Consider the following 23,222-nt stretch of genomic DNA (forward strand, 5'->3'; position numbering starts at 1 on the left):
CTCTCTAAACGAAGGCACATTGCGCTTGCTAAGCGGAATTCAAGACACCGTAATAACTGCGAGGCACCTTGTCAGTGCTTAGCCCAATTGGGCTTTGATCTTTTGGCTGAGTTGGCCCATGTCAGCTCGACCCTGGGTTTGGGGCTTGAGAATGGCCATTACCTTGCCCATGTCGGCCATGGACGCAGCACCTGTTGTTGCTATAGCAGCATCAATAAGGCCGTTAATCTCTACTTCTGTCAACGCCGCGGGGAGAAAAGCTTTAATCACCTCCAGTTCATTGTGTTCGATCGCGGCAAGATCTTCGCGTCCGGCATCTTTAAATTGTGCCATGGAATCGCGTCGTTGTTTGGTCATTTTGTCCAGTACGGCCAAAACTCGCTGGTCATCTACTTCAATACGTTCGTCTACTTCAATGCGTTTGAGCTCGGCCAAGATTAGGCGAATCGCACTCAGGCGAGGCTTATCTTTAGCGCGCATGGCGTCTTTCATAGCTTCGGTCAGACGGTGCTTAAGCTCGAACATTGCAGTAACCCACGTGTTGTTTTTTTAGTAGAGGCGGTTCATGCGCTTGTTTTCACGCTGCATTTTCTTTGCATGGCGCTTAACAGCTGCTGCTTGGGCGCGTTTGCGGATCCAAGTTGGTTTTTCATAATGTTCACGACTACGGACTTCAGACAGAACACCAGCTTTTTCACAAGAACGCTTGAAGCGACGTAGAGCGACATCAAAGGGTTCGTTATCTTTAACTTTAACGTGTGGCATTTACTCTTCCTAACAAAGGGTGGGTGATTCGAAATACCGTCTTTTCAGAGGTTTTTCGAGGCGCGTAATTGTACTTAGCGCAGCCGTCAGTAGCAAGTACTTCGTGTCACTTGGATCTCGGTGAAAGTTTTGCTCTAGCCTCGCGCTGCTATGGCGGGTGGGCCTGATAGGCGTTAAACTTGCCGCCTTTTGGGTAGTCGGGTATTGGCATGCGGGTTTTGGGGATTGAATCCTCCTGTGATGAAACAGGGGTAGCACTGTACGACAGTGAGCGGGGTCTACTGGCGCATCAACTGTATAGTCAGGTCAAGATGCACGCCGAATTTGGGGGCGTGGTCCCTGAATTGGCCTCTAGAGACCATATTCGTACCCTCTTGCCCCTGATTCAGGAGACCTTTGCCGAGGCCGAGTTGCCGCTCGGCCAGGTTGACGGGGTCGCTTTTACCGCCGGTCCGGGCCTGATTGGCGCGCTGATGGTTGGCGCTGCGACCGCTCGGTCGCTGGCCTTTGGCTGGGGTGTACCCGCCCTCGGCGTGCATCATATGGAAGGCCATCTGTTGGCCCCAATGTTGGAAACCAATCCGCCGGCCTATCCCTTTGTTGCCCTGTTGGTCAGTGGCGGCCATACCTTGCTGGTTGATGTTAAGGCGCCCGGTGCCTACAGTATCCTAGGGGAATCCTTGGACGATGCGGCCGGTGAAGCATTCGATAAGACGGCCAAGATGATGGGTCTGCCCTATCCGGGTGGGCCCTTGCTCAGTCAAATAGCCGAACAGGGTCGAACCGGGGTGTTTCGCTTTCCGCGTCCGATGATCGACCGACCCGGTATGGACTTTAGTTTTTCAGGCCTTAAAACCTCAGTTAGGCTGCAAATTGCCAAGCACAGCGTCGATGGCGTTGTTCCCGACGCGACGCGAGCTGATATTGCCTGTGCCTTTCAGGAGGCCGTGGTCGAGACGTTGGCCGTTAAGTGTCGGCGTGCCCTGCAGCACACCGGCTATAGACGGCTGGTGATCGCTGGCGGCGTCAGTGCCAACAAGCAATTGCGTTTGGGCTTGGCGAAGATGGCTGAAAAGGAACGCAGTGAATTGTTTTTCCCTCGGCCGGAATTTTGTACCGATAATGGTGCGATGATCGCCTATGCTGGATGGTTGCGGCTCAGGGCCGGGCAAGGCTCTGACCTCTCGCTAGACATTCGGCCGCGCTGGCCACTTGATACCTTGGAGCCCATATAATGTCTGATAGTGTGTACGTTACCGGATTGCGCTTGGAAACCCTCATCGGCGTCTATGCTTTTGAACGGGTCGAACGCCAGCTGTTGTTCATTGATTTGGAGCTGGATTTTGATTGCCATCGCGCCGGTCAGTCAGATGACCTGCGCCATGCACTCGACTACGACCGACTCTTCAAGACCCTCCGAAGCTGGGCTCTGGCGCAAGATTTTCAGTTGCTCGAAGCCTTTGGGGAAGCCCTATGCGTATTGGTACATGAGCAGTTTGCGATCGCCCGGATACAATTGCAGATCAATAAGCCCGCCGCGGTAACCGAGTGCAGCGCGGTGGGCATTAAAATGGAGCGGCGTTTTTAATGACCACAACCTCGATCCAGCTTGCCCTGAGTTTGGGCAGTAATATTAATCGCTATCGCCGCATCGGCGCTGGTATAGCCGCGCTGCGACAGCATTTCGGTCCGTTGATCTGCTCGCCCGTCTATGAGAGCGCCGCGGTGGGCTTTGACGGCAGTGCCTTTCTTAATCTGATCGTGTTAGTGCAGTCGAGCGCCTCCCTAGCCGACGTTAATCTGATTCTGAAACGGATCGAGGACGACAACGGGCGGGATCGTAGTGGTCCAAAATTCGGTTCTCGAACCCTAGACATCGATGTCGTGACCTATGGTGATTTCTCTGGGCTAATGGAGGGGATCGAATTACCGAGACCTGAATTGTTCAAGAATGCCTTCGTATTACTGCCCTTGGTCGATCTGGTGCCTCAGCAGCAGGTGCCCGGCTTAGAGCAGACCTTTAGTGAGTTATGGCTCAGTCAGGGTGCTCGGGGTCAACAGCTAACCCAGGTGCCCTTCGACTTTGAGCGCTAAGCCGAGTTACTTCAGTCGTGCCATCACCATCGCTCGATTAGGACTTGAGTCGTGCCAGCGCGCGCTCGATCAGCGGGCGAACAGACTCTACGATAATGGGCTGACCTGCTTTGGTCGGATGCAGACCATCGGCCTGCATTAGGTCGGGGTATTGGGCGACATTGTCCAGTATGAACGGCAAATAGAGCAAATCATGGATCTGGGCCAGTTCGGCAAAACTATTGAAGAACGGCTCGGTATAGCGCTTGCCGAAGTTGGGCGGCAATCTAATCCCCAACAATATCACCTCAATGCCCTGGTCCTGTGCGAGGGTGATCATTTTTTGCAAATTGTCGTACATCTGATCGATAGGGTAGCCTCGTAAACCATCGTTGGCACCGAGCTCAACCATGAGAATGTCAGGCTGAAATTTGTCCAGCAGGGCCGGCAGGCGATCCAAGCCGCCCTTTGATGTTTCACCGCTGATGCTGGTATTGATCACCCGATACTCATCGCCCAACGCCTGGCCGACCAAGCTCACCCAGCTTTCTTCGGGCAAGATGCCATAACCAGCCGATAGGCTGTCGCCATGGACCATAAGAGTCGCGGCCTGAGTAAAGGAAACAGAAAGAGCGAGCATTTTGGCCATTAAGCCCCACTTCAGGAGCTTAGTTACCGTTAACAACAATTTTGGAATGAATTTTATCATGACGACCCAGACTAGTTTGATGATACAGACCCGACAGCTTAAACAGGAAGTACCCGGCCGTGAAGAGCCATTGGTTATATTAAAGGGTATAGATATGGAAATTTACGCCGGTGAGACGGTCGCGATAGTGGGCGTGTCGGGCTCAGGCAAATCCACCCTGTTAGGCATGTTGGCTGGCCTGGACACCCCGAGCAGCGGTCATGTCGAGATTGCCGGTCGCGACCTGACGGCCATGGACGAGGAGTCTCGGGCGCTCTTGCGCGGCGAGATGGTTGGCTTCGTATTCCAAAATTTTCAGCTCTTGCCCAGCTTGACGGCGCTGGAAAATGTCATGCTGCCGCTAGAGGTGCGCGGCGATATCAACGCTGAGCCTCAGGCCAACGACTGGTTGGATCGGGTCGGGCTGAGCGATCGTTCCCATCATTACCCCCAGCAACTCAGCGGCGGTGAACAGCAGCGTGTGGCGGTAGCCCGTGCTTTCGCCAGCAATGCCCCGATCCTCTTTGCCGATGAGCCGACGGGCAATCTCGACACGGTTACCGGGGAAAAGGTCGCCGATATGCTATTTGCGCTAAATCAGGAGCAGGGCACCACCTTGGTGCTCGTGACCCATGACGAAAGGTTGGCGGCGCGCTGTCAGCGTCAGTTGCGCATGCATGGCGGTGAGTTGGTCGAGGTACCACAATGACGTCGGCGGCCCCGCGCGGATCTCTGGCCCGTTTGGCAATGAAGTTACTGTGGCGTGATTGGCGTAGTGGTGAGCTGAATATTTTGACCGCGGCGCTATTGGTGGCGGTGACCACGGTGACCGGCATTGGCCTATTCACCGACCGAATCAGCAACTCTATACTGGACGAGGCCGGCTCCTTGCTAGCGGCCGATGCACAGATACGCGGCTCCCAGCCGTTACCGGAAATTTGGCTCGAACAAGCCATTGCGGCCGGATTGGAAACAGCTCAGGTCACCACCTTTCAAGCCATGGTCTTCGGCCCAGGCCGTTCGGCCGAATTGGCCTCGGTCAAGGCCGTCTCGCAAGCTTATCCCTTGAAAGGTGAGCTGGAGGTTAGTACTGAACCTTATGGCTTAATCGAAAAGACCCAGGTCGGACCTCAACCCTCGGAGGCCTGGGTCAATTCGCGTCTGTTGGCCGCACTTGGGATGAAGGTAGGCGATACCATCGGGGTCGGTGATGGGGACTTTACCATTGCCAAGGTCGTGATTGCCGAACCGGATAATGCCGGCGGTGACTTTGGCCTTAACCCGCGCGTGATGATCAATGCCGCCGATATCGGGCAGACGGGCGCGGTGCAACTCGGCAGTCGGGTTGGGTATCGGCTGTTATTGGCCGGTGATGTCGAACCTTATCGGCTCGAGTGGCTCAAGCAAAAAGGCGAGCATCACCGCTGGCGCAGTGTGTCCGATGCCAATGAGCGGATCACCGCAACGTTAGAGCGTGCCGAGAGCTTTTTGCTCCTGGCCGGTTCATTAGGCGTGATCCTGGGTGGCGTCGCATTGGCCTTGGCGTCAAAGCGTTACGCCACACGGCAGCTTAGTCATGTTGCGCTGTTAAAGACGGTCGGCGTTACGCCCAATGGCATCGCATTGCTCTATGCCGGTAGTTTGGTGGTCTTGGGCTTAGTCGCGGTATTGGTCGGTTTGTTTCTCGGCTGGGTGTTGCATTGGGCGTTTCTGGAGTTATTTGCCGGCCTATTGCCACGCGAGTTGGTTGCCGCTACCAGTCAACCCCTGTGGATTGGTTTTATCACCGGTCTAGTCTGTTTGCTTGCCTTCGCCTTTCCGCCTGTTTGGGTGCTGCGACTCACGCCACCGGCACGGGTTTTTAACTCCAATGTCGCTGGTGGCACCATCAATACGGCGCGCACCACCACGATCGGGGTGGTGGCGGTCATTGGACTGGTGTATTTTTACTCCAACAGCCTGCTGATCACCGGTGCCCTGATGGCCGCCGGGGCGGTGGCGATTATCGGGGTCACGCTCTTGGCTGGCCTGATGATTCGCCTAGCCCGAGCCTCGGGATCACGTCTGGGTACGACCTGGCGTCTGGGCCTGGCTAGTCTGCAGCGCAATGGCAGCCAAAACAGTTTCCAGATAATGATCTTCGCCATGGCGTTGATGTTGTTGTTTATTCTTACCTTGTTGCGCACCAGCTTATTGACCGAATGGCAACAGCAGCTCCCCGAGGGCACACCGAATCATTTTGCGTTCAATATATTTGAGCAGGAAAAAACTGGCCTGGAAGCACTGCTCGCCGAACGCAAAATACCGGCCACGCCCTTTTATCCGATGATGCGTGGCCGTCTGGTGAAGGTCGATGGCGAGCCGATTCAAGACCGCTTGGCACGCTTGGAGCCAGAGGGTGATGACTTCCGCCGGGAGTTAAATGTCACCTGGAGTTCAGTCTTGGCCGATGATAACGAGGTGGTCGAGGGTGACTGGTTCGATGCCGCCGACGCCGATCAGCCCTATGTCTCCATTGAGGCCGACTTCGCCAAAGCACTGGCGGTGTCCGTTGGCGACACGGTGGAGTTTTCCTTCGGTGGCCAGAGCGTAGAATCGGTGGTCGACAATATTCGCACCGTACAATGGGACAGCCTGGCACCGAACTTTTATGTCATCTTTAGTGGTCCGATCTTGTCCGGCAGCGGTGCGGCCTATCTGACTAGCTTCTTCCTGACCCCGGAGCAAAAACCCTTACTGACCGATATATTGGCGGCTTATCCGACCATCTCGCTTATCGAGGTCGATGCGATCCTGAAGCGGATCCAGTCGATTGTTGGCCAGGTCACCTTGGCTATCGAATTCATTCTCGGCCTAGTACTGGTGGCCGGCCTGATTGTACTGATAGCCAGTGTTCAAGCTACCTTGGACAGTCGCCTGCAGGAAAGCGCTATCTTACGTACTCTGGGGGCCCGTGCCCGATTAGTGCGTGGCGCCTTGGCGATTGAATTTTTCACCCTAGGGGGCGTGGCCGGCCTATTGGCCGCGCTGGGCAGCGAAATAGCACTCTATTTTCTGCAGACGGAACTGCTTAATATGGCATTTTCTGTCCATTGGCCTATTTTTATTCTGGGTCCTGTTGTGGGTGCGAGCCTGATTGGCTTGGTCGGCTTGCTGTCGACCCGAAAGGTGGTCCGGGTGCCGCCCTTGATGGTGTTGCGCCAGCTTTAGAGCAACAGGGGGCTGGGTCTGCAGGCCCATAGTAAGATCCTATCGTGATCATAGGTACAGTGATGGCGTAAGGTTTGAGGTTTTAGGCTAAAGTACTGCGAGTAGGTTTGGCTGAGTCGTTTAACTGTCTCGCCTGGCCAGCGCAGCATTGCATAACTGAACGTTTAAATGGAGAAAGACAATGAGTGTATTACTAGGCCGCAAGGCACCAGAATTTATCGCCCCAGCGGTACTCGGCAATGGCGAAATAGTCGGTGATTTTGATTTTGCCGCAACGACCAAAGGCAAGTACGCCTTGGTGTTCTTTTACCCGCTCGATTTTACCTTTGTTTGCCCGTCTGAGCTGATCGCATTGGATCATCGCATGGCGAAGCTGACCGAACTGGGTGTCGAGGTTATGGCTGTTTCCGTGGATTCACATTTCACTCACAACGCTTGGCGCAATACGCCGATTAACGACGGCGGCATCGGCCCGGTTAAGTACACCATGGTTGGCGATATGAGCCATGACATCTGCAAGGCGTATGGCGTTGAGTCCATTGGTGGTGACAGCTACTACCCCGCCGGCGTCGCCTTCCGCGCGTCCTTTGTCATTGATAAGTCAGGTGTTGTGCGCGCACAGCATATGAACGATGAGCCGATTGGCCGTAACATTGATGAGTTGGTGCGGGTTGTTGAAGCGTTGCAATTCTTCGAAGAGAATGGTCACGTCTGTCCTGCCGGCTGGCAAAAGGGTGACGAGGGTATGATCAATACCCCTACTGGCGTAGCCGATTACTTGGCGGGTAACTCCGACAAGCTATAAATCTCGTAGCTTGTGCCAATCAGCCCGCCTAGGCGGGCTTTTTTGTGTCCTTTGATCCTGCCCTCAGCTCAGAATAATGCGCCCGGCGTCGATGGTAAAGGCCAATGCGGTCAGCTGGTCGCCCTGGCACGGTCCTGCCAAGCAATGGCCGGTATCGATGGCAAAGAGGGCACCATGGGTTGAACATTGAATAAGTGACCCGTCGGCATCAAGAAATTCGTTCTCTCGAAACTCGAGATTCACCCCCAGATGCGGGCATTCATTTTGATAGACATATATCTCATTGTCGTATTTTATCGCAAAAACGGGTCCACGATGGCTCAAAAAACCGCGCGAACTGCCCTCGTTTAGATCGCTTAGTGCACATAGGTCGGTCATGTTAGGTCTTTCCCCAATTTATTTATTAGTCTGGACAAGGGTCTGTGCCTGTTTGCGTAACAGCTCGTCTCGCTCGGTAAGGCGTTCCAGTTCCCAAATTTCTAAGCGCGAACCGTCACGCAGAGTGACATCACGGACGATCGATGCCTCGACTTGCGCGTTTACGTCCGGATGTTGCAGGATCGGTTCGGCCATCAACACCTGATCGATCGGTTGCAGTGCTTCAATTTGTGCCAGCCAAGCATCGGCATCGCCGGTTACCAGCGGCAAGGGGATGCCGTGCTTGTGGGTTTTGCTAATAAAGGCGGGTCCGGCACTGACCGCTATGCCGAATACCGGGCTGAGTCGAGTGTGACTCTGGCGAATAAGCGGCAAGGCTAGGTGCAGCACCCGCGCGGCGCAGACAGCGTCCAATGCATACTGCTCGCCATTGTTGATACCAAAGACCAGTGAAAAGCCATCGGGCAATAAAATGCCCTTATAAAGCTGGCCGATGCGAATCATCAGAGACTCATAGTCACTCCATATAAGTTGCAATTCCTGCGCACTGTAAACCCGCATTAGGGCTTGCCAGTTTTGACAGCGGATTGCGACCAGGGCGACATCACCATAGCGGCCCTCATCCCCGACCAACTCAATCTGTTCCAGCAGCCGTTCGGTGTCACTGCTGCCATAGCGTTGGCCGAGGTGCTTCATCAGCTGACCCTGTTGGTTTAGCGGCTCGCCGAGAATGGCCATTAGTTTGGTCAGTTGCTGTTCGGGGGAGCCCTCTAATTGCCGGTGGACGCTGGGGAATTGGCCGGCCAGCTGCTCACGGATGAGTTGCCAACCGGCCTGATGGCGCGTGGAGCGCCAAAAAATAAAGCCGCCTAGGCCGATCAAGCTGGTTAAATTAAAAAACAACCAACTGCTAATGGTTTGCTGACGCCATTGCTGAATAGGGGTCTCATCGATAACTAACTCGGCATAACCGAGTATGTCTGCGCTAAAATCAATGGGCTGGCGAAACGAGCGACCCTGATCGGGCGCATTCTTGGCCAGGGCGTTGAGTCGGATGCTGTCGTCCACACTGGTCACCGTCGCAGAGATGATCAGCCCGGTCTCGGTAAAATGGTTTAGAATATTACTTAGCGCGGCACGATTGCCACTGTTCAGTGCCGCGGTAGCGTCAAAGGCTAGGCTACGCACTAGGCTGGCGCCCTGTTGGTCAGTCGCCTTGTTGAGGCTGGCCAAGGCCGGACTGTACCAAAAAAGCAGTAACAACAGGTTCAGCAACGCGAGCATTCCAAGTGCAAAGGCCGTTAAGGGCTGAGCAATCCATTTTAGATTAGGCATAAGGTGTAATTAATAAACTCAGTCTATACAATAGCGCCTACCGAATTGGAGACCTTTGTGTCTCCATTCTAATGCGCTTGGGTCGAAAAATCATAGCCTTGCGACTCAAAGTTCGCTCAAAGCGCTTTTTAATCGGTTTTCGGGTCGCAGTGCGGGCCCAACCGGCAATAGTTTACCTTAAGGATTTAGCATGAACGACACAGTCACACAATTAACAGAGCAACTCAACGCCCTTAAAAAAGGTCTGTTTTTAATGAGCCCGCGCGATCGCGTCCGCGCCCTGTCAACTCATGAAACCGATGATTTGATTCATGAGCTGCAAGATACTGCCGACAAGGCCCTAAAAACGCTGGAAGGTTTAACAGGCTAAGCCTCATCCGGAGTATATCTTGAGCACAATTTTAATGTTAAAGGTCAGTGGTCAAGATCAAATCGGTCTGACGGCTGCTCTGAGCCAGATACTGGCCGAAGCGGGTGTGACCTTGCTGGATATCGGCCAATCGGTGATCCATGATCAGGTATCCCTCGGCATGTTAGTGCAGTTGCCCGAGGCGTCTGACACCGCGCATATGCTGAAAGAACTGCTCTACCAAGCGCATGAGCAGGATCTCCACGTTCGCTTCACCCCGGTTAGTGATGAAGCCTATGCGCATTGGGTCGGTCAGCAGGGCAAAGACCGTTTTGTCCTGACCATCCTGGCACGGCGCATGACGGCCGAACATCTGGCCCATGTTTCTCGAGCGGTATCGGAACAGGGCTTGAATATCCAAGATATTGCCCGTCTGACGGGTCGAGTCGGTCTGCACAGCAGTACCGCCAATGATAAGGCCTGCATTGAGCTCACACTGCAAGGTAAGCCCAACAGTCCGGAGCAGTTACGCCAGCGCTTCTTGCACATCAGTTCGGAACTTGATGTCGACGTGGCTTTCCAGGTCGATTCGGTTTATCGCCGTAATCGCCGCTTGGTTTGTTTCGATATGGACTCCACGCTGATCGAAGCAGAAGTGATCGATGAGCTGGCCAAGGCCGCGGGCGTCGGTGCGCAGGTGGCAAAGATAACCGAGGCAGCAATGCAGGGTGAAATCGATTTTCAACAGAGTTTTCGCCAACGCATGGCGCTGCTCAAGGGCTTGGATGAATCGGTGTTGGCCGACATCGCCGCCCAGTTGCCGATTACCGAAGGCGCCGAACGCTTGATGAAAACCCTGAAAGCCTATGGCTTCAAGACCGCCATCCTATCCGGCGGCTTTACCTATTTCGGGCATTACCTGCAAAAAAAGCTCGGCATAGACTTTGTCTTCGCCAATCATTTAGATATTCAGGATGGCAAGCTAACAGGTGAGGTTGTCGGTGATATCGTCGATGGCGCCATGAAGGCGCGACTGTTAAAACAATTGGCCGAGCAAGAAGGTATTCAGTTGGAGCAAACCATCGCCGTCGGTGATGGTGCCAACGATTTACCGATGCTATCGGAGGCCGGTTTGGGCATCGCATTTCGCGCCAAGCCGATGGTCAAGGAAAACGCCCGACATGCTATTTCAACCCTTGGATTAGACGGCGTGTTGTATTTTCTGGGCTTTAGAGATCAGGAAATTCACTCCTGAGGTCCGACCCTAGCCAGCCATATAGGTGGCAGGCCAGGGCGCTCGTACTAGGTTGATCGTACTAAATTGTTCGTACTAGGTAGTTCGTACTAAATTGTTCGTACTAGGTCGTTTGTACTAGGTCGCGTCATCATCCTCATCTGAGTCAAAACTGTAGTCCATATCATCCAATGGCGCTTGCAGGTAGTAACCTTGGATATAGTTAACGCCCAACTCCCACAGGGCCGCGAGTATTTCGGAATGTTCAATTTTGGGCACGATCGAGTTGATATCGTGTTTATGGATTTCGGCAAACAGGTCGGCCAATTCCTCTGACGCTTGGCCCTTAGCGACCAGTTCGGTGACTAGGTTGTCGTGGATTCGGGCATAGCTAATATCGAGATGCTGGGTCAGTGCGAAGCCATTTTCGGCCAGACCAAATTGATTAACCGATAATTGACATTTTAGCAGCCCCAGCCCCTTACTGAAGGCCTTTGCTGCTTTGAGATAACGATGCGCGACATTTTCCGTGATTTGGAAACAGATGCCGTCACCGGGCAGCTTACTATTGCGTAGCTGGCTGTTGACCCAGGGTAGGAAGGTGGGGTCCTGGATCGAGGCGGCGGTCAAATGAATCATCAGCTGGGTATCGTGACCGCGTTTATGATGTTCGGAGAGTGCCGTGATGCTGCGCGCCACCACCCAACGGTCGAGTTTTCCGCTCAACTCGCTATTTTCGATTGAAGGCAAGAAGTCATCGGGCACTATTTCACTGCCATCCTTATCCTGCAGGCGCACGAGGATGTCATAGTGTTCTCTATTATCCCCGCGTAGACTCATGATCGGCTGAAACTGGATGCGCATCTTATCGTGGTCGAGCGCATGCTCCAGCTTGGCGAGAATGGAGTTGTCGGCGAGGTTGGCGATGTCCGACTTATCGAAGTAAGCCTGAGTCTTGTGTTGTTTGACCGCGCTATTGTAAGCCTGGTCGGCCTGTACCAAGGCTTCATTGCCAGCCTTGCCGGCCTCATCCATATGGGCGAAGCCGCATATCAGGCTAACCGTTAGGGTCTTGCCGTCGACCTCAAACAGGTGCTCGGCAATGGCTTTTTGGACAACCTGCCAATAGTGTTGAATTGCTTCGAGGTCAGACGTGGGCGCGATCATGGCAAACATGTCATCGGAGTAGCGCGCAAAAACACCGCCCGGGAGCGCTTTAGCGCGCAACTGTTCGGCGAGCTGTTCGAGCAAGAGGTCGGTACCGGCAATGCCGACCGTGGTTTTAATGTCCGCGAAGTTGGCAATACCGATGTGCACGACGATCTGGCGTTTAGCCTGGATCAGCACCTGCTCATAGGCTTTATCCAGCTGTTCGTTAAAGTATGATTTATTGAATAGGCCGGTTATCGGGTCTTGGGAACTGATCTCGCGGATTTTTTCTTCCAGCGCTTCATTGCTGGATTCCTGTTTGCGAATGATTATTTGCGTGCACCGCTCGCCTTCATAACTGGCCGCGGAAAAGGCCATATGAATATCGAACGCTGACCCATCCGCGTGCAAGCCAATGCTGTTGAGATGCTGAAGCTTGCCATCTTTAAAGCCCTTGAGTGCCTCACGGAGCTCGTTAACCGCGCTGGATGTGACCAGATCCATAATGGGAGTGCATTGTAAGTCTTCGATATCCAGATAGCCGAACAATTCCATGTAGTTGGGGTTGGCATAGATGTGCATCCCCTCATGGACGTAGCTGATGGCATCGACGGAGCTTTCCAAGAGCAGCTGACACCGTTTCTCCGTCTCACGCAGACTCACACTCTGCGAGCGCAGATCGCGGCGCGCTTTGAGCGAGGCGACCTCTCTTTTGACCGCCTGCGCCAGATGTTGAAGCGAGCTTTCCACGACAACGTCGGCCATGCCCATATCGAGCGCGCTGGCAATGATATCGTCATTATAGGCCTCAATAAGTCCAATCATCGGGATGTCCATGCCATCGCGCTGAATGGCGGCGACCGCTTCGGTTGCATCGATGGTCGCGGTATTGAGTTTTGCGAGCATCAGATCCCAGGTTTGCTCCTCGATAACCTTATTTAACTCCTCCAGTGAGGCGATAAAGTGACTTCGCACCGCCTGGCCGGAATTTCGGATGGCATTGGTGACCGGCTCGGCTTCATTCTGAGTATCATGGATCAGTAAAATTCGAATCGCTCGGCTGGAACTGGTACTCATATAATCAAACACTCGGCGTTGGAATGGAGAGTTACAGGTTAAAGCATAGTAACAAAAGGTGGATTTTTCACCGTAACCCGTCTTGAATAAAAATTCTGTTAGCAAGTTCGCTTTTTGGACAATTCTTTTTAGCAAGTCGATCCGAGGGGTGTTCGGGACTAGAGTTGGCGCCAAAGGGATGCAAAATGGTCGCGCTCATCGACGTCGGTTTTTTGTTGTAACGGGCCGCTTCGCTGCGCGATAGCGCGGATATGAAACTGGCCGATAATACCGGTGGTCAATACCCGCTTAGTCAGTTGAAATGTTTCTTGATGGCCCCCTCGATTGACGGACACCTTATTGCCCACCTCGAACGCTAGGCGCGGCGTTAATATGGACGCTTCCTGACCAATGGCGGTTATTTCAGGGATATACAGGGCGCGCACATAGTCGCCATGCGGGCCGGTTTTGGGTAACTGGCGAATGCCACAGGGCTGACTGTTTGGTGCCAGTAATTCAACGCCCATTTGCGTGCCGAACCGGGTGCCTTGGCGAATCCAGCGGACTAATCCCAGATTCCAATGCTGAAGATCCTCCTCCTTAAGCGCGACGACTTCACCGGTCTGAAGACTATTCGCCGGCTTTTCGCGCCATTGCAGGCAGTAGCCGCGCGAGCTGACATTAACCAACCGCCCGCCATATGCAGGTTGAGTTTCTGGTTGCTTGCTAGTGAACTCGGTGCCCTCATCTTGGCTCATTTTGTCGGCGCCATCGGCATCGAATGAATGCCCCCAGACATCTCGCTGCGCCCGGATTGATTGGGTATCACAGGCGTGAAATTGGTTGCGCTCGACGCTAGCAAAGGGCGTCTGGCTCTGGCGTGATGAGCCATAGAGTGCGGCATGGAAGCCGACGCCACCGGCTATGTGAAAATGCGTCGCGGTCAAACCGACGGCCATGGACAGTTCGCCACCTGTCGCCGTGCGCGAAAAACTGCGCTGCTTCATGCCGCCCCAGAAATGAATTAGGTGTGCTAACAGGCTTAGATTAAAGTCAGCCGCCACCGCCATCAGTCCCTGGCCCTGATTAGTTGACGAGAGAGTTTTGTGATCGTGGTGGAGTAACCGCACCAGCGGCAGCACATTGACGCCTAGGTATGCCGTTAGATTGGTTTTTTTAATCAAATAACGAGAGTAGGGTGCACTATCCAGTTCGGGATTAATGACCAGTACCGATTGTTCATTTGCCACCTCATCTATTACTAGATGGGTAGCCCATGGGCCTAGCGATGTGAAGATCGTTTTGAGTTCGCGCTGCGACAGTTGGTTGGGTTGGCAGGCACCTAAGAGGACAATCTTGAGATAGGTTTGTTGGATATTGAGTGCCGGATCCTCAAAGGCGTCGTCTATGGGTTCATTTTGCAGATTGAGGCCGGAGACAATTTGATAAAGCTGGTGGATTTCGTGCCAAATACCGGTCGGAGCCTTAAGATAGAGTTGATAGGCGCGTAAAATCGTGGGCAGTAATTCGTTCAAGGCTCTGTGCACAGACCTGGCCAGCAGGCTTTTGTGCCGGTTGCCGCCCTGAGCCAATAGATTCTGAATAATGATTTTGTAACCGACGCCTAAATGGTTGTGCAAGGCTTGCGCCAGATTGGCCACCTTTCGTTGCTGGTCGTCTAACACGACACCCTGGTTCAGGTAGCGCGCATTGAGTTGTTGGCAGACAAAATGAATAGGGCCGCGCAGCAAATCCATCAGTTCGATGCGTGCGGCATCAGATACCTTTAGTTGATTACATTCGATTACCGCGTGATAGAGCTGCCGAGACGCCTCACCCATATTGGCCATTGGCAAGTCGTTGACCCAGGCGTTTAACTGGCGATGAGTCGGGTCGCAAAAGCTCAATGTTGCCTTGTTTTGCTCCGGTACCTTTAAATAGGGTCGGTCGCGGTATTGCATGAGTGTCACCTGTTGTGATCAACGTCAGTATAGCCGTATTTCTCAATCGTCAAGCTGCGGCCTGGTTTTGGTCTTGAACGGTAGTGGTCATGGCTTAGGCGCCGGCCAGTCCTGATCCGCTCAAGCGTTGTTAGAAGCTTAGCCAGACTTTTCACCAAATTGGCTGAGATTTATCAATTAAATGGATATCAGTGCCCATAAGAGTATTGCAATACAAAATCGCTTAGGGCCGGGCATAGGTTATAGGACAGTTACCGTCGGTAACGAACATTTGGGGCTAGCCAAGGAGTAGGCTGAAGACGAGCGAGGGGGGGCGGAAGTGATATAAAAGGAGCGCATGGCGCCCCATTTTATGACTCAGTTACTGCGTTTGTTAACCAGGGCGGCCAACTTGGATTGCATGCGATCACCTGAGCTTGCCTCATCAACCGGCTTTGCGGCTGGTGCTGGGGCGGCCTCAACGGAGACCTTAGCGGCCTGGCCTGGTCTCGTTTTATCGCCGGCAGGCTTGCGAGTGTTTTTACGTGGGCCCTTAGCTTTTCCGGCAGCAGGGCGTTTAAGCGCACGCTTACGATCGATTTCAACCAGTTTCTCCAAGGCATGGGTGGCCTCTTCGGCAGAGACCTTACCCGTGACAATGCCGCCGAGCGTAACGCGCTCGGCATCTAAGGCGAGACAAGCAACATAAGAACGAGTGCGTACATAGAGATTGAGCGCACGTCGAATGCGAGTCTTGGAGAGTTTCCCGTCCGTTGCAATGGCTTCATGTATTCCAATTTGCAGTGGTTTCGGTTTGGAGGCGTCAAAAACTTCCGGATACAATAGGCATAATTCGTCTAGCGCCTTGCGATTCGCTTCATATTCTTTCTTGCGTTTCGCTTCTTGCTTCTTTTGACTATCTTCGGGTACTTCTGGCGTAATTATAGGCTGTTCAGACATGGGTATCTTTTGAGCATCTGTAAATTGGATGCGCGCAAGGATACAAGGTTATGAACGATTTTGACAGTTGAAATGGCCCTTAAGCTCTGAAAGTTTCATCTGTCGGGGGTGAGCGAGATAGAAATTCGGACTGACCCTGCCACAATGTTGGCATCAGGCGCTTTGCGGACCTGTGTTAAGGCTGTTAGAAGAGCGTTATGCCCGATGGATCGACCGGGCATAACGAGCAATGGCTGAATCAGGCATCCTGGCCGAGGCGTTGCCCCAGACGGATGTTGGCACCGGTTTTGATGTCCTCAGCCCAGCGAATTCCGTTCTGTTCAAAGGCTAGGATAACAGTACTGCCCAGCTTGAACCGGCCCATCTCTTGGCCGCGTTCGAAAACCGGTGTCGGGTCGTCAAAGCTCTGCTCTTGGATGCGTCGACGCCAGGGAGCCACCACGCCGGACCAGGTGGTTTCTATGCTCGCGACGACCATGGCGCCGACCAGGACCATTACAAATCGGCCTTGCGGCGACTCGAATTCACAGACCAAGCGCTCATTGCGCGCAAATAAACGTGGCACAGTATTGGCCGTTAAGGGATTGACGCTGAACAGCTTACCCGGAATAAACCGCGTTTTAACCAGGCGCGCCGCCATGGGCATATGGATCCGATGATAGTCTTTGGGCGACAGATAGAGGGTGGCGAATTCACCCTGATCGAATTGCTCGGCCATTGCGGTATCACCGCCCAATAGCTCGCTGAGAGAATAGTCCCGACCCTTAGCTTGAATGATCCGCCCCGCATCGATACGACCAAATTGGCTGACGCAGCCGTCTACTGGGCTGACCCAATCGGTTGGGCTGCCGGCGATTGGACGGCGATCAGATTTCAGTGCTCGGGTAAAAAAATCATTAAAAGAGTGATAGTCGGCGGCCTGTTCACGTTCGGCCTCGGCCAGATTGATATTAAATCGTTGCAAAAAAAATCGGATCAGGGGGTCGCGTATCCAGGGCCACTCAGACTCGGCCAAAACACCGATAAGTCGTGAAATAAGATGATGTGGCAATAGATATTGGCCAGCAATAAAAAGCTTGTCTTTAAAGGTATGAGTCATGATTTCACTTTAGTTAAGGCGGTGTTCCAATCGGCACAATACTCTCGGAACAATTTATAGTCGACTGCATTTAAGGCTTCGGGCTGATTGTAGCCGTCGACATAGAGCAGCATGGTAATCTTTGGTCCGACGGCAAAGGAGCGCAGAAAAAAGTCTCCCTTGCCGGCCGTGGCGATTAAGTTCGCGGGCAATAATTTTTCCGCCTTTGGCCGGTTGGTGGGGTTAACCCATAAGGCGGTGACGCGCTTAGTAAATTCCATCAGGATGCTCGACGATTGAATCGGCAGAGTTAGGGAACCTAATTCCGCGTGTTCTTTGCACCCAGCGCGGCCAAAGGCTTGCCAGGTGTCGTTCTTGACTTCAAAGATCACAATCCGAGTTAGGCCTAGGCCATGATGCAAACCATAGAGTGCACTTTTATGGAGGTCACTCGGGGAGTGCCAATTTTTGTCGACACCAAACTGTCGCTGTATTTGGCCCTTAATATTGAGGTCAACGGCCTTGCGTTGCATTGCCTTTATGTTGGGCTTATCCGCGACAATTTTTTTAGCGGCCGGTTTTGCTTTGGTCGCTGGGACGGCGCCTTGTTTTACGGCTGGCGCTTTTGGTACTGTGGGCGGCCTAGGACGGTCTTCGGGTGATTCGCTGTGGGCAATTGCCGACGGTGGTTCGACTGAGTTATTGGCCAGCTCCCAGTCAGAATCGACCGAGTTGGTCGAGTCGACGAGGCTGCCGCCCGGTTGCTGCGCAATTAGGCGTCGTGCCGCCAAGGCTGCATGAGGTGAGGTAATTTCCCGTGCAGCGTTGGTCACCCAACGTTTGAGGGTGGGTCGAAATTCGCTCATGCCGAGTACGTTCTCGCCCGTTTTGCATAGGCTATTGAGCGCTTCAGATTGCCAGTCTCGGCGCACTGCGCAGGCCAAATCGTGACTGAATGGCAAAAAAAACGTTAGCGCTGACTGTCTGGATGTGCGAATTTCACCGGCAGTTGGTACGTCATCGTCGGCTTTGCTGACGAGGACAGGAAGTTGAAAATGGCGGCAAATTTTTTCATTCCAGGCTCTAAGTTCCATGCCTAAAAGCTCGCGTAACAGCGAGTCGCGATTTTTACCCTGGGCGACGCTGGACTCGATATTGGCCATTTTTGCCGGTTCGAGCAGCCACAGAACCCAAAGTCCCATGTCATAAAAAACGTTTGTCCAATAATCGCCTTCAGACCAGGGGATTTGACGTACTTCGTACCATTGGCGCATTAGACTGGCGGCCACCAGGCTATCACCAATAGCGCGCAGCAGACCCTCAACCTCCGCACTGTCCTCAACAATGCGAGGTATCTTGGCGCACAGTGCAATCAAGCGGGTACTGCCCAAAAATGACACAGCGTGATCCAGGGTCTTTACCGCCATATCTTGGCCGGAGATCATCTTATTGGCCGAACGGAACAGATGTACGGTTAAGAGTGGGTCTTCACGGATAAGGCTCATCCACTCCAATAAGGGAGCATCGGCCGACGGAAAAGCCTTTATCGGGAGGATCGCGGGTAGCTGAAGCTTCTGCGCTCGAGCAAACCAATCTGCATTGTTCTTCATGAATACACGTATGTTTTTTTGCTTACGGGCGGTCACTATAGCAAAGGTTGGCGGGCTTTTCTGGCCTCGGCTAAAATACCCCGTTCGAGCTACATAAAGTTGACCAGTTTTGCCCAGGCGCCCTTGCTAATATCCCGACGTTCGAAGTCGGATAGGCTGGTTAATTGAGCACAATTGATCGAATGCAGCCTAAGGTAAGGTAGGGGTTTTTCGGGGAATTCGCGTAAATCGCCCAGCATCAGGGCTGGGGAAATAGGGTTCTGGTCGAAATAACCCATTTTCAGGGCTTTTAAGCCCTGTTTGAGCGGCAAAGTCTCGATTGTGCCGGCGGCCTTGGCATGACCCGATAGCAGCAGGCGGGTCTTGCCTTGGATGACCTTGGGGTAAATAACGATCGATGTTTCGGACACGGCGGTGGCGTTAATTCGACTGAAAATGGATTCGAACTGGTTGAAGTCAGGTAGAACCACCATGCGCTTTCGATCCATTGGCCCAGTTAACTGGGAGCTGTATGCACAATACAGCTTTTCGACCGATGAGGAGTAAACCATAAAACTGTTTTTGAACAGGTTAAAAAACCGCATCGCATTGTCCGGCGATCTGAAATCTTCCAGATCCCAAACCAGATCGCGAGGCTGATTCGCTCTGCCAGTCATCGAATATCCCTATTGTCTCTTCCCGTGTCCTTATTATGGTTGAGCAAACGCTGTTTCCGCAAATCTGCCATTAGAGTTTTTAGCTATTGAAGTGCGGTTAGATACCCCAGCGCTGGTTATAATCGCTCCCGATTAATGCAGTCGACCTTATGTGACAGCAGCGTCCCAGGGCCGTTGCCTGCGCGCTAGACCAGGTAGGGTTTGATGTCATCGACATCGATCTGGACCGGCAGCATATGGTCCTGAGCGTATCCGCGCCATACGCCACTGGTGAGGAAGAGTTCAAAGACATCCGGATCGATGTGGTGCTCCGCCCTCATCGTGCGCAGGATGGCAAAGGCCTGACTCAGTGGCATCGGCGGTTTGTACGGTCGCTCCTTGGCCGTGAGCGCCTCGAAGACATCGGCGACACCCATAATGCGCGCCGGAATCGACATTTGATCGCGCGTCAATCCCTTGGGATAACCGGTGCCATCCATCCGTTCATGGTGCCCTCCGGCGTATTCTGGGACCCTTTTTAGTTTGGCGGGGAAGGGTAGGTTTTCTAGGACCTCGATGGTCAGGTTAATGTGTCGATTAATATGCGCGCGTTCATCTTCATTGATGGTGCCGCGCGTGATGCACAGATTGACGACCTCGTCTGGGGAGAGCAACGCCCGCTCCTGCCCTAAGGCATCTTGCCAAGTAGCTTGCGCAATGCTCTTAACCTGATCTTTTTCAGCGTCGGACATGAATTCGCCGCCTTTGTTGATGCGCTCGATTAAGACCAGGTCCGCGCGAATTTGGCGCCGTTCCTGCTCGCTTGCGGCATAGGCGACACGGGTTGCGAATCGGGCCCGAATGGCATCGATGCCATCGTGTAAGCGTTCCAGCTTGGTGCTCTTGTTCAACACATTCTCCGATGTCGCCAACTTGCCACAGTCGTGCAGCCAAGCCGCCACATGGAGCTCATACCAGCCATCTTGATCGAGATCGAAATCTTTAAAATAACCGCTTTGCTGCGCACAGGCTGCACCGGCGATCAGTTCGGTCAACACCGGAATGCGCTGGCAATGCGCCGAGGTATGGGGTGAGCGCACATCGATAATTTGCGCGAGAGACTTAATAAAGGCATCCAACAAGTTCTTATGGCTATCGACCAGCTTATGATTGTCTAGGGTAATGGCGGCAAACTTGGCCATGGCCTCGACGGTAGCCTGATCCTCGATGCTGAACGTGTGCAGCTGGCCCCGCGCATTGCGTGCATTGAGGAGCTGCATTACGCCGATCACCTGCTGATCATGGTTGAGCAGCGGCACGGCCATAATAGAACGCGAGCGATAGTGATGGGATTGATCAAAAACGCGGGTGCCGGAAAAGTCGAAATTATTGGTTTCATACGCGTCTTCAATGATCACCGTATCCTTGGTCAAGGCCACAAAGGAAGCCACATTGGCATGGTTTGGCTGTCCGTCTATGTACAGGGGTATTGGTCGCCAACCGCTGACATTTTTGGCCTCGGCATCATAAATACGAATATTTAATGCCGAATTTCTGATAGCGGTAAACTTCAGACAGGCCAAATCATCCTCGCCGCTGACGCGATAGAAGGTTCCGCCTTCGGCCCCGGTGATGCTCTGAGCCTCGGTTAGAATCAGATTCATAAGCCCAGGCAAGCTGGTTTCTTGCGCCAGGCGGATTAACAATTCCCCCGAGGTATTGAGGCTCCAAGCCAGCTGGCTGCTTGGACGGAGAGGCCTAGGTTGGCTGCGCATGGGGGGGTTGTCCAAATGAGAGTTCAAGCTAACCTTAGTAAGGATTGTGATTTCTTGCCCAGGCTTTTTGTAGTTAATTGTTCATTATGATTTGCATTGGTACCAGGGGAGCCAAATGATTGATGACGGTAAGGCAATAGTAACCTCACCGAGTCGAAATTAAGGCGAAAACTCTCCCCAAATAACCTGAAATTTATGCGCCAGCTTGACAAGGCACAAGGCCGAACGTATGTTTAAAACGATCGTTTGAAAGCCGGAGCGAGCAGCTTTTGTTGCTCGGCAATCTGAACTGTTCAAACTCAAACAACTCATAAGATTGACGCCCCCGAATGGGCCAAGAAGAGAGGTCACCCCAATGCCAGCCTATAAAACCCCATTACGAGATCTGCAATTCGTGCTGCATGAAGTGCTCGATTCCACGACCCATTACGCTGCAATCGGGGCTGACGATGCCAGTACCGATATGATTGACGCGATCATTATCGAAGCCGGAAAATTCTGTGAAGAGGTCTTGTCGCCCTTAAATAGCGTCGGAGATATCGAAGGTTGTGTTTATCAGGACGGTACGGTGACCACACCAACCGGCTTTCCCGCGGCCTATCAACAGTGGGTCGAGAACGGCTGGCCCTCCTTGGCCCAGCCGGTTGAATTTGGCGGTCAGGGTTTGCCTGCATCGATAGGCAGCGTGGTCTCGGAACTGATCTCGGAAGCGAACTGGTCCTGGGGCATGTACCCCGGCCTATCGCATGGCGCGATGAACACCATCGAGATCCATGGCACCGAGGAGCAAAAAGCGACCTATCTCACCCAGCTGGTTTCCGGTGCTTGGACCGGGACCATGTGTCTAACCGAACCCCATTGTGGCTCTGATTTGGGAACGCTCAAAGCCAAGGCAGAACTGAACGCCGATGGCAGCTATGCAATCACCGGCACCAAGATATTCATTTCCTCCGGTGAGCACGATATGGCTGAAAATATTGTTCATATAGTACTCGCGCGACTGCCCGGAGCGCCCGAGGGCACTAAAGGTTTATCGTTGTTTATTGTGCCAAAATTCCTGCCGGATCAAAGCCGAAATGAGGTCCGTTGTGGCGCCATCGAACACAAGATGGGTATTCATGGCAACGCGACCTGTGTGATGAACTTCGATGGCGCGACCGGTTTTTTGGTCGGGCCGGAGCACGCCGGGTTGCGCTGCATGTTTACCTTTATGAATTTCGCCCGTCTAGGCACCGCAATGCAAGGGGTTGCCTCGGCTGAACTGTCGTTCCAGGGCGCCTTGACCTATGCCCGTGAACGGCTGGCCATGCGCTCCTTAACCGGTGCCAAGGCGCCCGATCTAGCGGCCGATCCGATCATCGTGCACCCCGATGTTCGCCGTATGCTGCTAACCCAAAAAGCCTTTGCCGAGGGCGGCCGGATGATGCTGCACGACGCCGGCTTTATGGTCGATCGGGTCAAACAGGGTGCTACCGAGGCGATTCGCGACGATGCCAATGAACTGCTGTCGTTCATAACCCCTATTGCCAAAGCCTTCCTCACTGAGGTGGGGACCGAGGCGGCAAACCACGGTGTGCAAATATACGGCGGTCATGGTTTTATTCGTGAATGGGGCATGGAGCAAATTGTCCGTGACAATCGTATTTCTCAGCTCTATGAGGGCACCACCGGGATTCAGGCGCTCGATTTGTTGGGCCGCAAGGTACTAATGACCCAGGGAGACAGCTTAAAACGCTTTACCAAACTCATTCACAAGCTTTGTCAGGAGATGGATGGCAATAGCGAGTTACAGCCCTTGGTCGAGCAACTGCAGGCCGCCAACAAAGAATGGGGTGATGTCACGCTACAGATCGGCATGAAGGCGATGCAAAATCGCGAAGAGGTGGGCGGGGCGGCAGTCGACTACCTGATGTATTCTGGCTATGTTATGTTGGCTTACTATTGGTTGCGCATGGCCCAAACGGCTCAAGCAGCGCTCGCGACCGACACCGATGAACGTGACTTTTATCTAGCCAAGATCAGCACAGCACAGTTTTATTTTGCGCGTATCTTGCCGCGAACCCTGTCCCACAAGGCAATGATGTTGGCCGGTGTAGACAGTATTATGGCGCTCGATGAGTCCCATTTCGCGTTTTAGCCTTTCCAACAACGGCAATTGATTACCCGGTTAGTGTGACCGGGT

The 23,222-nt window shown here is 53.3% G+C and carries 21 protein-coding genes; 9 read left to right on the top strand and 12 right to left on the bottom strand.

Annotated features, from left to right (window positions below; all coding sequences use genetic code 11):
• Positions 1-78 precede the first annotated feature (78 nt).
• On the bottom strand, positions 79-525 hold the full coding sequence (locus REIFOR_RS04320; RefSeq protein ID WP_100256399.1) for a GatB/YqeY domain-containing protein: 447 nt from the start codon (positions 523-525) through the stop codon (positions 79-81).
• A gap of 24 nt (positions 526-549) precedes the next feature.
• Complete coding sequence (gene rpsU / locus REIFOR_RS04325) at positions 550-765, bottom strand: 30S ribosomal protein S21 (RefSeq protein ID WP_100256400.1); 216 nt, start codon at positions 763-765, stop codon at positions 550-552.
• Positions 766-974: 209 nt separating this feature from the next.
• Here rpsU and tsaD point away from each other — a divergent pair, with 209 nt between their 5' ends.
• The 3 genes from tsaD to folK are packed head-to-tail and all read left to right on the top strand — an operon-like array spanning position 975 to position 2,859.
• The gene (gene tsaD, locus REIFOR_RS04330) at positions 975-2,000 is read left to right on the top strand and encodes a tRNA (adenosine(37)-N6)-threonylcarbamoyltransferase complex transferase subunit TsaD (RefSeq protein WP_100256401.1); all 1,026 of its coding nucleotides are present in this window, start codon (positions 975-977) and stop codon (positions 1,998-2,000) included.
• On the top strand, positions 2,000-2,353 hold the full coding sequence (locus REIFOR_RS04335) for a dihydroneopterin aldolase (protein WP_100256402.1): 354 nt from the start codon (positions 2,000-2,002) through the stop codon (positions 2,351-2,353). The genes tsaD and REIFOR_RS04335 overlap by 1 nt, the downstream gene beginning before the upstream one ends.
• On the top strand, positions 2,353-2,859 hold the full coding sequence (gene folK, locus REIFOR_RS04340; RefSeq protein ID WP_100256403.1) for a 2-amino-4-hydroxy-6-hydroxymethyldihydropteridine diphosphokinase: 507 nt from the start codon (positions 2,353-2,355) through the stop codon (positions 2,857-2,859). The genes REIFOR_RS04335 and folK overlap by 1 nt, the downstream gene beginning before the upstream one ends.
• 37 nt (positions 2,860-2,896) lie before the next feature.
• Here folK and REIFOR_RS04345 read toward each other — a convergent pair whose 3' ends face one another.
• Positions 2,897-3,487 carry an arylesterase gene (locus tag REIFOR_RS04345; protein WP_227003757.1) on the bottom strand — a complete coding sequence of 197 codons (591 nt, stop codon included), beginning with the start codon at positions 3,485-3,487 and terminating at the stop codon, positions 2,897-2,899.
• A 58-nt stretch (positions 3,488-3,545) separates the two neighbouring features.
• On the opposite strand from REIFOR_RS04345, the gene REIFOR_RS04350 reads away from it, so the two are divergent.
• The 3 genes from REIFOR_RS04350 (at position 3,546) to REIFOR_RS04360 (ending at position 7,541) form a co-directional block, all read left to right on the top strand.
• The gene (locus REIFOR_RS04350; RefSeq protein ID WP_227003758.1) at positions 3,546-4,235 is read left to right on the top strand and encodes an ABC transporter ATP-binding protein; all 690 of its coding nucleotides are present in this window, start codon (positions 3,546-3,548) and stop codon (positions 4,233-4,235) included.
• Positions 4,232-6,736: an ABC transporter permease gene (locus REIFOR_RS04355; protein ID WP_100256404.1), complete on the top strand. Its 2,505-nt coding sequence runs from the start codon at positions 4,232-4,234 to the stop codon at positions 6,734-6,736. Before REIFOR_RS04350 ends, REIFOR_RS04355 begins: the two co-directional genes overlap by 4 nt.
• A 181-nt stretch (positions 6,737-6,917) precedes the next feature.
• Positions 6,918-7,541, top strand: a complete 624-nt coding sequence (locus tag REIFOR_RS04360) for a peroxiredoxin (protein ID WP_100256405.1) — start codon at positions 6,918-6,920, stop codon at positions 7,539-7,541.
• A gap of 63 nt (positions 7,542-7,604) precedes the next feature.
• On the opposite strand, the gene REIFOR_RS04365 is transcribed toward REIFOR_RS04360, so the two are convergent.
• On the bottom strand, positions 7,605-7,919 hold the full coding sequence (locus REIFOR_RS04365) for a Rieske (2Fe-2S) protein (protein ID WP_100256406.1): 315 nt from the start codon (positions 7,917-7,919) through the stop codon (positions 7,605-7,607).
• An 18-nt stretch (positions 7,920-7,937) separates the two neighbouring features.
• A complete protein-coding gene (locus REIFOR_RS04370; RefSeq protein WP_145980230.1) occupies positions 7,938-9,254 on the bottom strand; it encodes a hypothetical protein in 1,317 nt (438 codons plus the stop codon).
• Positions 9,255-9,444: 190 nt separating this feature from the next.
• Between REIFOR_RS04370 and REIFOR_RS04375 the strand changes: the two genes are divergently transcribed.
• Both REIFOR_RS04375 and serB read left to right on the top strand, forming a co-directional pair.
• On the top strand, positions 9,445-9,624 hold the full coding sequence (locus REIFOR_RS04375) for a hypothetical protein (protein WP_100256408.1): 180 nt from the start codon (positions 9,445-9,447) through the stop codon (positions 9,622-9,624).
• A 19-nt stretch (positions 9,625-9,643) separates the two neighbouring features.
• Positions 9,644-10,858, top strand: coding sequence for a phosphoserine phosphatase SerB (gene serB, locus REIFOR_RS04380; protein ID WP_100256409.1), 1,215 nt, complete (start codon positions 9,644-9,646; stop codon positions 10,856-10,858).
• A 117-nt stretch (positions 10,859-10,975) separates the two neighbouring features.
• Here the strand turns inward: serB and REIFOR_RS04385 are convergent, their stop codons facing one another.
• The 7 genes from REIFOR_RS04385 to REIFOR_RS04415 form a co-directional block, all read right to left on the bottom strand.
• The gene (locus REIFOR_RS04385) at positions 10,976-13,063 is read right to left on the bottom strand and encodes an EAL domain-containing response regulator (protein ID WP_145980231.1); all 2,088 of its coding nucleotides are present in this window, start codon (positions 13,061-13,063) and stop codon (positions 10,976-10,978) included.
• A gap of 158 nt (positions 13,064-13,221) precedes the next feature.
• On the bottom strand, positions 13,222-15,003 hold the full coding sequence (locus REIFOR_RS04390; protein ID WP_100256411.1) for a hypothetical protein: 1,782 nt from the start codon (positions 15,001-15,003) through the stop codon (positions 13,222-13,224).
• 357 nt (positions 15,004-15,360) lie between these two features.
• Positions 15,361-15,942, bottom strand: coding sequence for a ProQ/FINO family protein (locus tag REIFOR_RS04395; RefSeq protein ID WP_100256412.1), 582 nt, complete (start codon positions 15,940-15,942; stop codon positions 15,361-15,363).
• A 238-nt stretch (positions 15,943-16,180) separates the two neighbouring features.
• Positions 16,181-17,041 carry an archaetidylserine decarboxylase gene (gene asd, locus REIFOR_RS04400; protein WP_100256413.1) on the bottom strand — a complete coding sequence of 287 codons (861 nt, stop codon included), beginning with the start codon at positions 17,039-17,041 and terminating at the stop codon, positions 16,181-16,183.
• Complete coding sequence (locus tag REIFOR_RS04405; protein ID WP_100256414.1) at positions 17,038-18,630, bottom strand: HDOD domain-containing protein; 1,593 nt, start codon at positions 18,628-18,630, stop codon at positions 17,038-17,040. Before REIFOR_RS04405 ends, asd begins: the two co-directional genes overlap by 4 nt.
• Before the next feature lie 89 nt (positions 18,631-18,719).
• Positions 18,720-19,286, bottom strand: coding sequence for a hypothetical protein (locus REIFOR_RS04410; RefSeq protein ID WP_100256415.1), 567 nt, complete (start codon positions 19,284-19,286; stop codon positions 18,720-18,722).
• 185 nt (positions 19,287-19,471) lie between these two features.
• The gene (locus tag REIFOR_RS04415; RefSeq protein ID WP_100256416.1) at positions 19,472-21,040 is read right to left on the bottom strand and encodes an HD domain-containing phosphohydrolase; all 1,569 of its coding nucleotides are present in this window, start codon (positions 21,038-21,040) and stop codon (positions 19,472-19,474) included.
• Positions 21,041-21,395: 355 nt separating this feature from the next.
• Between REIFOR_RS04415 and REIFOR_RS04420 the strand changes: the two genes are divergently transcribed.
• Entirely contained in the window at positions 21,396-23,177 is a 1,782-nt protein-coding gene (locus REIFOR_RS04420; protein WP_100256417.1) for an acyl-CoA dehydrogenase C-terminal domain-containing protein, read from the top strand.
• Positions 23,178-23,222: the final 45 nt, after the last annotated feature.

The organism is Reinekea forsetii, assembly GCF_002795845.1.
Classification (GTDB): domain Bacteria; phylum Pseudomonadota; class Gammaproteobacteria; order Pseudomonadales; family Natronospirillaceae; genus Reinekea; species Reinekea forsetii.

Excerpts from the sequence above, each read along its gene's own strand:
- REIFOR_RS04320 (WP_100256399.1), bottom strand. The coding sequence starts at position 525 with ATGTTCGAGCTTAAGCACCGTCTGACCGAAGCTATGAAAGACGCCATG.
- rpsU (WP_100256400.1), bottom strand. The coding sequence starts at position 765 with ATGCCACACGTTAAAGTTAAAGATAACGAACCCTTTGATGTCGCTCTA.
- tsaD (WP_100256401.1), top strand. The coding sequence starts at position 975 with ATGCGGGTTTTGGGGATTGAATCCTCCTGTGATGAAACAGGGGTAGCA.
- REIFOR_RS04335 (WP_100256402.1), top strand. The coding sequence starts at position 2,000 with ATGTCTGATAGTGTGTACGTTACCGGATTGCGCTTGGAAACCCTCATC.
- folK (WP_100256403.1), top strand. The coding sequence starts at position 2,353 with ATGACCACAACCTCGATCCAGCTTGCCCTGAGTTTGGGCAGTAATATT.
- REIFOR_RS04345 (WP_227003757.1), bottom strand. The coding sequence starts at position 3,487 with ATGGCCAAAATGCTCGCTCTTTCTGTTTCCTTTACTCAGGCCGCGACT.
- REIFOR_RS04350 (WP_227003758.1), top strand. The coding sequence starts at position 3,546 with ATGACGACCCAGACTAGTTTGATGATACAGACCCGACAGCTTAAACAG.
- REIFOR_RS04355 (WP_100256404.1), top strand. The coding sequence starts at position 4,232 with ATGACGTCGGCGGCCCCGCGCGGATCTCTGGCCCGTTTGGCAATGAAG.
- REIFOR_RS04360 (WP_100256405.1), top strand. The coding sequence starts at position 6,918 with ATGAGTGTATTACTAGGCCGCAAGGCACCAGAATTTATCGCCCCAGCG.
- REIFOR_RS04365 (WP_100256406.1), bottom strand. The coding sequence starts at position 7,919 with ATGACCGACCTATGTGCACTAAGCGATCTAAACGAGGGCAGTTCGCGC.
- REIFOR_RS04370 (WP_145980230.1), bottom strand. The coding sequence starts at position 9,254 with ATGCCTAATCTAAAATGGATTGCTCAGCCCTTAACGGCCTTTGCACTT.
- REIFOR_RS04375 (WP_100256408.1), top strand. The coding sequence starts at position 9,445 with ATGAACGACACAGTCACACAATTAACAGAGCAACTCAACGCCCTTAAA.
- REIFOR_RS04385 (WP_145980231.1), bottom strand. The coding sequence starts at position 13,063 with ATGAGTACCAGTTCCAGCCGAGCGATTCGAATTTTACTGATCCATGAT.
- REIFOR_RS04390 (WP_100256411.1), bottom strand. The coding sequence starts at position 15,003 with ATGCAATACCGCGACCGACCCTATTTAAAGGTACCGGAGCAAAACAAG.
- REIFOR_RS04395 (WP_100256412.1), bottom strand. The coding sequence starts at position 15,942 with ATGTCTGAACAGCCTATAATTACGCCAGAAGTACCCGAAGATAGTCAA.
- asd (WP_100256413.1), bottom strand. The coding sequence starts at position 17,041 with ATGACTCATACCTTTAAAGACAAGCTTTTTATTGCTGGCCAATATCTA.
- REIFOR_RS04405 (WP_100256414.1), bottom strand. The coding sequence starts at position 18,630 with ATGAAGAACAATGCAGATTGGTTTGCTCGAGCGCAGAAGCTTCAGCTA.
- REIFOR_RS04410 (WP_100256415.1), bottom strand. The coding sequence starts at position 19,286 with ATGACTGGCAGAGCGAATCAGCCTCGCGATCTGGTTTGGGATCTGGAA.
- REIFOR_RS04415 (WP_100256416.1), bottom strand. The coding sequence starts at position 21,040 with ATGCGCAGCCAACCTAGGCCTCTCCGTCCAAGCAGCCAGCTGGCTTGG.
- REIFOR_RS04420 (WP_100256417.1), top strand. The coding sequence starts at position 21,396 with ATGCCAGCCTATAAAACCCCATTACGAGATCTGCAATTCGTGCTGCAT.